Source organism: Chlorogloeopsis fritschii PCC 6912, assembly GCF_000317285.1.
Taxonomy (GTDB): Bacteria; Cyanobacteriota; Cyanobacteriia; order Cyanobacteriales; family Nostocaceae; genus Chlorogloeopsis; species Chlorogloeopsis fritschii.
Map to the genome: position 1 here is coordinate 92,501 of NZ_AJLN01000107.1, position 12,186 is coordinate 104,686.

Consider the following 12,186-nt stretch of genomic DNA (forward strand, 5'->3'; position numbering starts at 1 on the left):
TTAAGGTTGATACAAATAGGCAGCAGAGGGGCAGAGGGAAAATTATTTGTATCTCTCATTTAGTGAAATGGTATCAGTCTTTGGAAAACGGGGAAAAAATCTTACTCTCTCCCCTTATTAAGGGTTAGGGTAAGGTTTTGAAGATTCATACAAGAGGTCTATTAACATTACAAGCCGATGCATTAACATTGCAAGCCGATGCAATAACATTGCAGGCTGATGCATTAACATTGCAGGCTGATGCATTAACATTGCAAGCCGATGCATTCGCATTGCAGGTCGATGCAATAACATTGCAAGCCGATGCAATAACATTGCAGGCTGATGCATTAACATTGCAAGCCGATGCAATAACATTGCAAGCCGATGCATTCGCATTGCAGGTCGATGCAATAACATTGCAAGCCGATGCAATAACATTGCAAGCCGATGCATTCGCATTGCAGGTCGATGCAAGTACTTGCAACACAGCTAATCACGGGAAAATCCCACAACCAAACATGAAAATTTCTTTTCTATTGTCTAGCCTCTAGTTCCGTTCCCTGTTCCCTTCTTCCAACACAGGACTAATTGACGAGTTCTAAAATCATCCGCGTCGCCAAATCTTGATATTTCCGCTAGTATCTCCAGCAGCAAGCCAACTTCCATCGGGGCTAAATGCAATAGAACTAACCAAGTCAAAATGACGGAGAGTGCAAATTTCTCTACCTGTTGCGACTTCCCATAGTTTGATAGTTTGGTCGAAACTACCACTAGCTAAAATTTGTCCATCACTACTGAAGGTGACGGATCTAATATAAGAGGAATGACCAGTCAGGGTGCGAATTTCTCTACCTGTTGCTACTTCCCACAGTTTGATAGTGTAGTCATCACTATAACTACCACTAGCTAAAATTCGCCCATCAACACTGAAGGCGATAGAATTAACAACTGAGGAATGACCAGTCAGGGTGCGGATAAGTTGACCTGTACTTAGTGATAACAAGTGAATAATCCTACCTGCAACACTTGCTATAATATCTCCCTTGGGACTAAGGGCTGTTGTTCCAGAAATCCCCAAAATATTGTGAATGCATTCCCAAGATGGGGGTGTGTAGGGAGGAGATGTTACTGGTTGTGTTGGTGGTATGGGACTTGCACCCAACAAATCCAACCACTCCTGCACCGACTGGGGACGAAATTTGTAATTTAGCGCCATCCCTTTCATAATTGCCTTATTCACCCTATCGCTAACGCTGGAATTCAAATCTTTTGGTGGTTGCAGGGTAAAGTTTTGCAGTCTGGCGGGTGCTGGCATGGGTAACTGTCCAGTCAGCAAAGAATACAGTGTTGCAGCTAAGGCGTAAACATCAATATATTCTCCTCGTTCGGCATCGGGGACATACTGCTCAGGGGGCGCATAACCAGGGGTAAGATTTTGTGTATGTTGTTGGACTCCACCGGGAATAAATTGTCTGGCAATACCAAAGTCAATTAGTACTGCTTCTTGTTTCCCCGCGCGTATCATGATATTGCTCGGCTTTAAATCCCGATGCAGCAAACCTTTTTCGTGAACTACAGTCAATGCGTTGCCAATTTGCCGAATGTATAGTAGTGCGTCTGTTTCTGGTAAAGCGCCTACTGTAGTTATTTGCTCACTTAAATCCTCACCTTCAATGTATTCCATCGCCATACATGGCAAATTCACCTCATCAAAGACGTTTTCTACCTGCACTATATGAGGATGGCGACACAAAGCCAGTCGCAATGCTTCATCCCGGAAGTCTTGGCGTAATTTGTCTTGCTTGGTTATCCAGGCGGGATGATTTAGGATTTGTTCTCTGAGGGTTTTAATTACTCGCAATTCACCACGTTTGTTTTTGGCGAGGTAAGTAATCCCAATTCCACCTTCGCCAAGCTTTCTTTCAATAAAATAGCGATCGCCAAACAACGACTGTCCTGGATTCCACACCATAAGTAATAATCTTGAGATTGTGGTGTTTATTTTGGATAGTAACAGACAGTTGTTTAGCAACCAATAAATTAGCTTGAAAATAGGGTTGGGGGAACTCTTAACAGGGAGATGCTTAAACTTTCAGGCTCCTACAAACTGCATCGGAGCGATGTAGGGATTGCCAAAAGTCTAGAATTTGTTCTGCCACAAGCTTTGGGTGGAAGAAGTGAAAAAAATGACGTCCTTTTTGACATTCCCAAAGGCGATCGCCCTCCATCAAAAACGGCTGCCATCCTTGCAAAGTGTCGGATTCTACAATGATATCGTCTCGGCTACCACAAACCATTAAGGGTACGGGAACTGGAGAGGGAGGTACACTTAACCGCTTAAATAAAGAATGAGGTGAGAGCGAGCAATCTAAGTCTTGCTCCAATAGCCTTTCTAAACGCTGAATGGTTTGTTCATTCTGATAGCCAAATAGGTTATACACCATCGCATTGAGAATCTTTTGCCGACTCAAGTACGGGCAATGGCTATAGTAATGAGCTTGCCAGTCAATGGCTGCATCAGCACCTACAGCTAATAGGGTTAAAGATTTAACTTTTTCTGGATATTGACGAGCATATAGTAGCCCTAATAATCCTCCCGTACTATGCCCAATCAAATGCACTGGTTGATTGCTTGATTCAAGATAATTATGCAGCAGTTGGATTGCAACATCTAAGGAACTTGCTTCATCTTGAGTTTGAGTATATTCCCACCGGGCAATAGAGACATGATGTGATAATTCACATAACAGTGGTTGAGCAAAGCACAATAGACTAGAGCTTGTATTTAACCAAATGACATCTGGCTGTTGAGACATTATATTTTTCCTGCAAGTAATTAGAGTTGCGATTTTGTGAAGGCTGCTAAGGGCTAATGGTTAACAGCTAAGGGCTAACCGCTAACAATTATTATTTGATAACTCATCAATTAATGATTGGCAATTAACAATTAACTATTAACCATTAACTATTAACTACAAACCAAACTCTCTTTTCAGTTGAGCAACCCAGGCTTTAATACGCTCGTCAGTTAAGTCAGATTGGTTATCTTCATCAAGAGCTAAACCGACAAATTTACCATTTCTCAATGCTTTGGATTCGTTGAAGTCATAGCCATCTTTAGACCAATATCCAACTGTAGTGCCGCCAAGTTCGGTAATTTTCTCTTCCAATATACCCATTGCATCCTGAAAGTTATCGGCATAGCCAACTTGGTCACCAGTTCCAAAATAAGCTACCTTTTTACCACTAAAATCAATATTATCTAGCTCAGGAAAATAACCTTCCCAGTCGCTTTGTAATTCGCCAATATTCCATGTAGGACACCCAATAATTAGATATTGATAGTCTTCAAAGTCACTATCATCTACATCTATGATGTTATGTAATGTGACTACATTTTCTCCACCAAATTCTTTCTGAATTATCTCTGCAACAGACTCTGTTTTACCTGTTGTAGTTCCAAAAAATAGACCAACTTTTGACATATTTTGCTCCAATCAGATGTTTCATTAATCTCTGTAAAGACGTAGGATTCTACGTCTCTACATAACTAAATCAAGTTCGTAGCGAAGTATGCTTAGGCGATCGCACCAAACACAGCAAGACTATTCAATAGCAGATAAGCGAAGATTGCTCCACCAATTCCACCTATCAAAAAGCCTTCAGTAAATTGACTCCATCCTTCCGTAGAATTGATAGCTTGTGGCACGCTGGGAACTGTTGCAACCTGTCTTTCAAAGCTGGTAGTGCCGTAAATCGAAAAACCAATCGTGACGATGACAATTAAACTGCCTGTGGCGATTAAACCAACCAAGTTACCCACATCAGCATTGCGTAATGAGGCTAATGTAGCAAAAGGCCCAACCAACCAATAACCATGAGCCATGCCAATTTCCAATCCTCGTGCCAGAGGAGATATACCAGGGCGATAAATTGGCAAATATTTCAAAAACTTCAGTGTCAAATCAGAAGAGTTAACTGCACTTGCTTGATTGCTCATTGGGCGATTTACTTGCGGTGGCTGAATCATGTCACCATTTTTGAAATCAAATCCGGCTTCAATTGCACGGGCGCGTAGTGCGTGCCAAATATGACCTAATAAGAAGATGATCGCTAAGACAAAATGGAAAGTAACTAACCAACCACGCACGGAAACTAAGCCATCAGAAGTAGCGATCGTGTTAACTGGGCCATAGAAAACTTCCGGATAGACGGTGTTATTTTTTAACGCAAAGTATGCCGCCAAAAAGCCCATGTATGCAACAGCACCAATGCTGTAAGACAGATATGCTTCCCCTGAGTAAATCAAAACTCGACGCGCCCAGGCAAACGGCTTAGTCAAAATGTGGAAAATGCCACCGCCAATTAACATTAAACCAACCCAGATATGACCGCCGACAACATCTTCCAGGTTATCCACAGCTGCCATTCCATCTGCTCCCCAAACTCCAAATAGGTAGCCAAAGATGCGGAATGGGTTGAGCGTTGGATGATTGATTACCCTGACATCTCCACCACCAGCTACCCAAGGATCAAACAATCCGCCCCAAAACATCGCCTTAGCAACCAGAAGCCAAGCACCCAAACCTAAAATCGTCAGGTGAATGCCCAAGATTGTTGTCATCTTGTCTTTGTCTTTCCAGTCATAGCCAAAAAAGCCAGCCAAGGTAGGATTATCTTCTAACACCTCTGGCCCCAGTAGGGAGTGGTAAATGCCACCCGCAGCCAAAATCACCGAGGGTATCAGATGCAAAACGCTGATGACAAAGTAGGGATAGGTGCTAATAACTTGCCCACCAGCACCGACACCAAAACCGAGAGTCGCTAGATGAGGTAGTAAGATTAATCCTTGCTCATACATTGGCAGATTGGGATTGAAGCGTGATAGCTCAAACAGCGTCATTCCCCCAGCCCATAACAAAATCAATGCAGCATGAGCAACATGAGCGCCCAATAATTTACCTGATAGATTGGTGAGACGAAAGTTACCTGCCCACCAACCAACATCGGGTATTTGTTGCTTGTATGGGCTATCTGTAATTACTGCTGTCATTTTTGGTACTCCTTGAGAATAGTTTGCAGTTTTTGGGAGCTTGTACTTGAAGGAGTTTGCAAATTATTAGCATTAAAATTAATTTAGCTAATAGGTTGGGGAATCACTGCTTCCTGACTCACCCTACCTTTGCGAAAATCGAACCCACGTGCCCGCAAGGCGTGCCAAATATGACCTTGAAGAAAGAAGAAAGCTAACCAAAAGTGGGCATTAGCTAACCAAGCCCGGGAAGTCACAAGATCAGGATCGAGTGATGAAAAGTACGGCACGATATTCTGTCTTACTACCAGTGCCGGCCCATAAAAAACTTCGGGATAAACAGTGGTGTTTACCGAGACGAAAAGAGTGGCGATAAAGCCCATCAGTGCCAAAGCACCCAGACTATAGGAGAGGTAAGCTTCTCCAGACCAAACAAATAGTGGATGTGTCCAAGCAAAAGGCTTAGTCAAAATGTGGAAAAATCCACCGAAAATCAACATTGCACCCACCCAAATATGACCGCCAACCACATCTTCGAGGTTGTCAACGCCAGCAATCCAGAATTTACCAATTCCGCCAAATAGATAGCCAAAGATGACTGCTGGGTTTAATGTCGGATTTGTAATTACTCGCACATCTTCAACGTTTGGGTCATACAAACCACCGAAGTACATTGCTTTAGCGACTAGCAAGAATGCACCACAACCCAGTAAAACTAGGTGAATACCAAGGATTGTGGTCATTTTGCCCGTATCTTTCCAGTCGTAGCCAAAGAAAGAAAATCTACCTTCTAGAGTTTCTGGGCCACGTAGGGAGTGAAATATGCCTCCAAAACCCAGAAAGGCTGAGGAAATCAGATGCAAAGCTCCGATGACGAAATAAGGATAAGTATCGACAACTGCACCAGAAGCACCTACACCCCAACCTTCAGCAGCTAGGTGAGGTAGTAAGATTAAGCCTTGCTCATACATGGGTGCGGCTGGATTAAAATGGGCTAGCTCAAATAAAGTCATAGCTCCAGCCCAAAAAACGATCAAGCCAGCATGAGCAACGTGAGCGCCTAGTAATTTACCTGATAAGTTAGTAAGCCTGGCATTGCCAGCCCACCAAGGCGAGTCGGCAAGGTCTTGCTCCACCGACAGCGGACTTGTAGAGATTGTCATTGTACACCTGCCTAAACTAGTTGAGAATAATATTCAACAACTCTAGAAAAGAGCTTACACTAAAAACTAAATAATTGAAATATAATCTCATTAATTTCTTGAGAGAAAATGACAAACCCCTTCTAGACAAAGCACAGAAGGGGTTGTTAGCTGGAATTTTGGGTTACTTTACGAGGCAACTTCTGCCAAAAGTTCTTCAACACCTACAATTTCCGGATCACCAAGAATTTCTTCCTTGGTGTGGAACGTGAAGTAGCGCTTATCTCCTTGTGTATTCCATGTCTGTTGCAGTAACGAATGCGGATATGTGCCGTGATGGAGTTGGGAAAGTATAGGCGGCCATTTTTGGCTAAGTTTGTTACATTCACCAACATAAAGTTTTAAATTACCAATATGCGCGATCGCGTAGATGCCAGAAGTCATAATTAATAGTCATTAGTCATTGGTTAGTGGTTAGTGGTTAGTAGTTTATTACTCCCTGTGTCCCCGCGTCACCGTGTCTCCTTGTCCCTCTTTCTATCATCCACTTGGACGTTTGCGAAATAATCCTGTCATACTCAAACCAGTAATCAACAATCCTAATAATCCCAAACCAGTCAAAAGCGGGTAGATTGCCTGTAAACGGAAGATTTGTAAAGTATGAATATTGAGAATAAATGTAGCTAATTCGATTTGGTGCAACCATTCATCAGCGATAGTGTAGCCTATACCTGTGATTGCAGAAAGAAATAAAGGCAGAGATAAAGCGATCGCTATCTGGCGATGGTAGCGCCGAAATGTACGATTCATAAGAAAATTCCTTAATTTTGATGCTCTAATTTATCAAGATTAGTTATTTATCTTTAATTGATGATTACTATTTCTGGCTATCAAATTACTACAAAAATTTACGAAAGTGCTAACTCTCTAGTTTACGGGGATATTGGGAGCTAGATTATCTCCCAGTACTTCTCAAAGTTCTCATAGAAGACTATTCCACCCCTGCCGAACTAGTTGGGTATAAGCAAGAATATTTAAATTATTTATCGATTCAATTTACAAGGGAGTGTTCAAGCTCACAGTCTAGAAAAATATCACAATATTTTAGTGATAGTTTTTGAAGATTTTAATGATGAATTTTTGTGTATGCAAACTTTCACATTACTGTATACATCTGTAGTTTTAATTATCCTAGAACTAGATTTTTGCATTAATTCTAATGTACTGGTTAAAAGTTTATTGAAATAAATCAAATAGCTTTCATGCTATGGATATAAAATTTTTCTTATAACTTTCTTATATTGTAGTTATTTTTTGTAACTAAACTTCCAACTTGTGTATTTTATAATTTTTACCATGCTTTGATTAACCGACAGATTTCGCAAAGTCACAATTACAATCTAAAAAAACAAAAGCTATGAGCAGAAATTTAATAAGTTTAGCTTTACCAACAGTGATTAAATAATAAATATGACGTGTTCTTTAATCCTCAAAATAAATCAGCCATTTGGAGCAGTTATTACTGCTATTTTTGTTGCGTTGGTAATTATCATTACTCCCTTATGTAGTTTCTCTCAAACTCCTTCCGAATTACCTATAAACGGAGTACCTGTTGAGCTAGAGAATAAAACACTATTTTTCATTCAAGACAAGTTATTTTCACCTTCTATTGAGCGGCGTGCAAAATTAATCTCATCTAGTATTCAGCAATTAGCAGATAATGATGCTATTCCCACTGAGGCGTTGAGAACTAGAGAAGTTGAATCTGAAGCAGTCACAATTATTCATGCTCAAAGTATTCCCATTATGTCTGTTTCAGATGTGGATGCTAAAGCTGTTAAGCAAACTCGACAAGCACTTGCCAATGAATACTTACAAATTATCAAAAATGCAATTAATGAGTATCGAGAAAAACGCAGTGCTAGCTACTTAACTCGCGCTGGAGTTTTAGCAATAGTCAGTACAATTTTATTAACTGTAATCTTGCTAATTTTATGGAACATCATGCCCCAGTTCTATCATTGGTTAGATGCCCAGCAAGACAGATTGATTCCTAATCTTCGCGTCCAAAATCTTGAACTGTTATCGTCTCAACAAATTTCTGCACTCTTACAAGGTTTTACGAAAATCATTCACTTTGCGGTTGTATTAAGTCTGCTCTACTTTTATCTATCCTTTGTATTAAGTCTGTTTCCTCAAACAAGTCAATTAGGAGCAAGTTTGTTTTTCCACCTTCAAAATACGTTGACATCTATTTGGAATGGAGTTTTAGGGTATTTGCCAAAATTGCTGACTATAAGTTTGATTGCTTTAATTACTCGCTATTTTCTAAACTTTTTAAAATTTATTTTTGAAAATATTGAACGAGGTACACTCTCCATTCAAGGATTTTATCCAGAGTGGGCAAGACCAACGTACCATCTAGTGTGCTTTATCGTCATCGCTTTTGCGATCGCCATTGTCTTTCCTTACTTGCCTGGTTCTAATTCTCCAGCTTTTCAAGCTATTTCTATTGTGATCGGAGCGTTGATTTCGCTTGGTTCGTCAGGTGCGATCGCTAATGCCGTTGCAGGCTTTTCGTTAGTGTACACCCGTGCATTTCAAGTTGGCGATCGCGTCGAGATTGGTGATTTAATGGGCTTCGTGGAAGAGAAACAACTGCTAGTAACTCGGATTCGTACTTTGAACAATGTGTTGGTGTCTATTCCCAACTCTGCCCTATTATCGAGTAATATTGTTAACTACAATACACTCCTAAGAGACCAGCAAACCCCAATTATTATCCACACAACAGTTTCTCTAGGCTACGACACACCTTGGCGAACTGCCCATGAAACTCTCATTACAGCAGCTATTGCAACTACTGATATTTTGTCCCAACCTTCTCCCTTTGTTTGGCAAACTGCACTCAATGATTTCTACATCAGCTACGAACTCAGAGCCTATACAAACCACCCAACCAAGCTAGAATCAATTTATTCAGAATTACACCAAAATATTCAAGATCAGTGTAACGAAGCAAACATCGAAATTTGCTCACCCCATTACTCTGCCATTCGTGACGGGAATCAAACTACTATCCCCAGTGAGTATCTGTCTAGTGACTATGTTGCTCCTGGCTTTCGAGTCAATTCGCTCTCAAAGAATTCTCAATCTTCTGGCGATAAAGCCCCCGATTAGAACGAGGGGAATTATATCAACGCGGGGAGTTTCTCGTTACCAGGTTGATTACGATTTTTATAAGGTGGGCATTGCTTAGATTTGACTCAAAATTTTATTTTGCCGTTACGCGCAATGCCCACCCTACGGTTATTAAGAAGGGTGCAAGATATCAGGTTAGCCATTTTCATTGCAACTATAAAAATTGCTCAATTCTAAACAAAATCAATTGAGGCATCAGCGGTATCTTCATGAACGATCCTATTCCTCCTCCCAAACCACCCAATATTCAAGTTGAACTTGCCAAAGAGCGTAACCGAGCTGCTGCTGAACGTACTCTCATGGCATGGATTCGCACCAACCTTTCCCTGATTGGCTTTGGCTTTGGTATTGACAGAGTTGTGGCTGCTATCCAGAACTTTCAAGCAGTTCAAGATATCAACCCCGTGCGTCTTTCTCGCATTTTAGGACTTGCTTTCATTGCTTTGGGTACGTATGCAATGGTTGTTGCAGCGATAGAACACCAGCAAGAACTTTATCGCATCCAGCGCCAAGAGGAATATCTCTACATCCCCCGCCGCTCTTTGGGTTTGACGGTTGCGATCGCACTCGTTTGCATTGGCGTGTTTGCTTTTGTTGGGATTTTGGTAAAGGCAATATTTTAATCGTCACTTAGCTTGAAAAGCTCACTATGAATTCTAGCCCTTCTCCAAAACCGACTACCACCACTACAGAATTGGCTAAACAGCGCAATCGTGCTGCTGCTGAACGGACATTAACAAGCTGGATTCAAAATTGCTTATCTCTGATTGCTTTTGGGATCGCATTTGATCGCATTTTCGTGGCATTAAATCAGACGTTTCCTAAGCAAAATCTCCAAATTAATACGCAATTGGCTCATATCATTGGCTTGAGCGCGATCGCCTTCGGTGTTTTTCTGCTAGTGTTAGCCATTGTTGGATACCTAATTAACGTAAAATCACTAAATAAAGCAGACTATTTGTATAGAAAATATCACTTATTTAATCCGCTAGCGATCCTTGTGGGTTCGGTGATTATATTTGGTTTGCTAGCGTTCTTTGCTGTTTACTTTGTCATTTCTATGACGTAGCTTATATTTCTAAATGTATCTTGCCAAAAATATTATCTAATTTCTTAACCTATTTGCGGAATTTGGGTTCTACAAATTGTGATACCTAATCTAGCGATCGCCTTTTACGTAATAATTACACCAAACTTTAGTATGCTTTGCCGCCAATTTTAAAAAGTGCTTACTTTACTTCTGCCGCCAGAAACTTAAAGGGTTCGGCAGGTTTGAACTGTGCTGCTGTATTACCTGCAAAGACGGCACCATTTGTCAGCGTTAGCTTCTTCGTCGGCTTTCCTTCAGCGAAATCCATGTCGGAGAGGTTTACCCAGAAGACATTCGGGCTGCGAGTGGATTCAAAGAAATAGCGCTTGTTTTTGTGATCCGATACCGAGCGCCAGAGCGTTGAAGAAATGTTGGGTTGTCCGGGAGTCGTAATACCTAAAGGCACCGAGGCATTGCGAATCACCGAAAAGACAGCCGCGATCGCTTCATTAATATTGGACGTTTTTGGGATTGCGTTGATATAGAATGAAGCTCGGACAAATCTATCTGCTGCACGATTGGTGCCTGGCAGCATAGTAGTTCCACCGATCTGCTCCCAGTAGTTATTGAGGGCAATCTGTTGGTCATATACTGGTGAGTTGGTCATGACCTGAAACTCACGACTATGATGAATGTTGAGCTTGCCGCCAACGTATTCAAAAATAGCCGAATCGCCCGTGGCATCGGAAATCGACAAATGTAACTGTCCAGGTTTACCATCTGGTGTCATCGTCGGAACCACATAGAACGGCTCCTTGCGTAAATCCTTCACCGCTTCTGCAACAGTGGCATAGTTGTCAAGCACGTACTGCGTCCATGCAGAAACCGATAGGGGTTTGCGCTTATCATTGGGTGTGGGTTTGACGTATTCTGATTCAGTTAGATAGAGTAGGTTAGCAACTAACCCTTTCTCATTCATGCCATCGGCTGTACCAGCGTCGAAGCCAGCTGCCACCACACTGCCATATTTAGAAGTCCAGCGAATCGATTTTGCTCCAGCGGCACCATCACGCTTCATGCCACGCGGGAAAGCCCAGAGGTTTGTACCCATGTCGCTTGCCCAATCCATGCTGCGTGCGGTAACTATTGTACTTTGCGGGCCGAGATAGACAACTCGCGTGCAAGCGTGCAACGCTTCCATCGGCATCAGCCCAGCTACCAGAGTGGCCAGAGCACCACAAAGTACTTGGCTGATCGTGATTTTTTTCATTGTGGGTTCACCATTGACCGTATGTGGGGTGAGCCATGAGATTCTATATTGGAACAAAACTTTTCGTCACCATCCAATAGGTATAAAATTGGCGGTTAAAGCGATCGCTCTCAAATTTCTTTGGATCAAGATAAGATTATTTTTTTGCGGGTGAGATTCTATCAACTCGCTGATTGAGTCCACGCAGTTGTTCGTTCAATTCCTTCTGCCGTTGGATTAAAACTTCAAAATCTTTTTTCGTCGCCAAGTTCTCTCGATGCGGGGGAAGAAGTTTATCCACTTGATTTAAGCAAGCATTTAGTCCCGCAGCAAATTCATAGCGAGTAACCGGGCGGGAGCCGCGATATGTACCATCAGAATATCCAGACAGGCAACCTGTTTGAGGAGTAGCATCACCCTCGTTATTTGGTGTTTGTGACAGTGTTCTTGCTGGATAGAAAATTGTTGCCAGCGCTAAAGTGGTTACCAGAGCGGCAGAATTGATGCAGGTTGGGAGCAGTGTAAATTTGGACATTGTTGGAGAACTGCC

General features: G+C 41.8%; 13 protein-coding genes. 4 read left to right on the plus strand and 9 right to left on the minus strand.

Translation table 11 applies throughout. The features are described 5' to 3' along the window. The first annotated feature begins 137 nt into the window (after positions 1–137). A complete protein-coding gene (locus UYC_RS35705; protein WP_016879662.1) occupies positions 138–533 on the plus strand; it encodes a hypothetical protein in 396 nt (131 codons plus the stop codon). Positions 534–586: 53 nt separating this feature from the next. On the opposite strand, the gene UYC_RS0122595 is transcribed toward UYC_RS35705, so the two are convergent. From UYC_RS0122595 to UYC_RS0122625, 7 genes are all read right to left on the minus strand, one after another. Continuing rightward, positions 587–1,954: a serine/threonine-protein kinase gene (locus UYC_RS0122595; RefSeq protein WP_016875028.1), complete on the minus strand. Its 1,368-nt coding sequence runs from the start codon at positions 1,952–1,954 to the stop codon at positions 587–589. A gap of 112 nt (positions 1,955–2,066) precedes the next feature. Next, positions 2,067–2,798 (minus strand): alpha/beta fold hydrolase, encoded by a 732-nt coding sequence (locus UYC_RS0122600; RefSeq protein ID WP_016875027.1) that lies wholly within the window; start codon positions 2,796–2,798, stop codon positions 2,067–2,069. A gap of 156 nt (positions 2,799–2,954) precedes the next feature. Then, positions 2,955–3,467, minus strand: a complete 513-nt coding sequence (gene fldA / locus UYC_RS0122605) for a flavodoxin FldA (RefSeq protein WP_016875026.1) — start codon at positions 3,465–3,467, stop codon at positions 2,955–2,957. 92 nt (positions 3,468–3,559) lie between these two features. Beyond that, positions 3,560–5,035 (minus strand): chlorophyll a/b binding light-harvesting protein, encoded by a 1,476-nt coding sequence (locus UYC_RS0122610; protein WP_016875025.1) that lies wholly within the window; start codon positions 5,033–5,035, stop codon positions 3,560–3,562. Between the two features lie 83 nt (positions 5,036–5,118). Further along, positions 5,119–6,177: a chlorophyll a/b binding light-harvesting protein gene (locus UYC_RS0122615; protein ID WP_016879663.1), complete on the minus strand. Its 1,059-nt coding sequence runs from the start codon at positions 6,175–6,177 to the stop codon at positions 5,119–5,121. Positions 6,178–6,345: 168 nt separating this feature from the next. Further along, entirely contained in the window at positions 6,346–6,600 is a 255-nt protein-coding gene (locus UYC_RS0122620; protein WP_016879664.1) for a GIY-YIG nuclease family protein, read from the minus strand. A gap of 96 nt (positions 6,601–6,696) precedes the next feature. After that, entirely contained in the window at positions 6,697–6,966 is a 270-nt protein-coding gene (locus UYC_RS0122625; protein ID WP_016879665.1) for a hypothetical protein, read from the minus strand. Positions 6,967–7,626: 660 nt separating this feature from the next. Between UYC_RS0122625 and UYC_RS0122630 the strand changes: the two genes are divergently transcribed. From UYC_RS0122630 to UYC_RS0122640, 3 genes are all read left to right on the plus strand, one after another. Further along, positions 7,627–9,336 (plus strand): mechanosensitive ion channel family protein, encoded by a 1,710-nt coding sequence (locus UYC_RS0122630; RefSeq protein ID WP_016879666.1) that lies wholly within the window; start codon positions 7,627–7,629, stop codon positions 9,334–9,336. A 230-nt stretch (positions 9,337–9,566) separates the two neighbouring features. Continuing rightward, positions 9,567–9,980, plus strand: a complete 414-nt coding sequence (locus UYC_RS0122635; protein WP_016879667.1) for a YidH family protein — start codon at positions 9,567–9,569, stop codon at positions 9,978–9,980. A gap of 26 nt (positions 9,981–10,006) precedes the next feature. After that, positions 10,007–10,426 (plus strand): YidH family protein, encoded by a 420-nt coding sequence (locus tag UYC_RS0122640; protein ID WP_016879668.1) that lies wholly within the window; start codon positions 10,007–10,009, stop codon positions 10,424–10,426. A 160-nt stretch (positions 10,427–10,586) separates the two neighbouring features. Here UYC_RS0122640 and UYC_RS0122645 read toward each other — a convergent pair whose 3' ends face one another. Both UYC_RS0122645 and UYC_RS0122650 read right to left on the minus strand, forming a co-directional pair. Further along, positions 10,587–11,657, minus strand: coding sequence for a linear amide C-N hydrolase (locus tag UYC_RS0122645; RefSeq protein WP_016879669.1), 1,071 nt, complete (start codon positions 11,655–11,657; stop codon positions 10,587–10,589). Between the two features lie 136 nt (positions 11,658–11,793). Further along, a complete protein-coding gene (locus UYC_RS0122650; RefSeq protein ID WP_016879670.1) occupies positions 11,794–12,171 on the minus strand; it encodes an S-layer homology domain-containing protein in 378 nt (125 codons plus the stop codon). Positions 12,172–12,186: the final 15 nt, after the last annotated feature.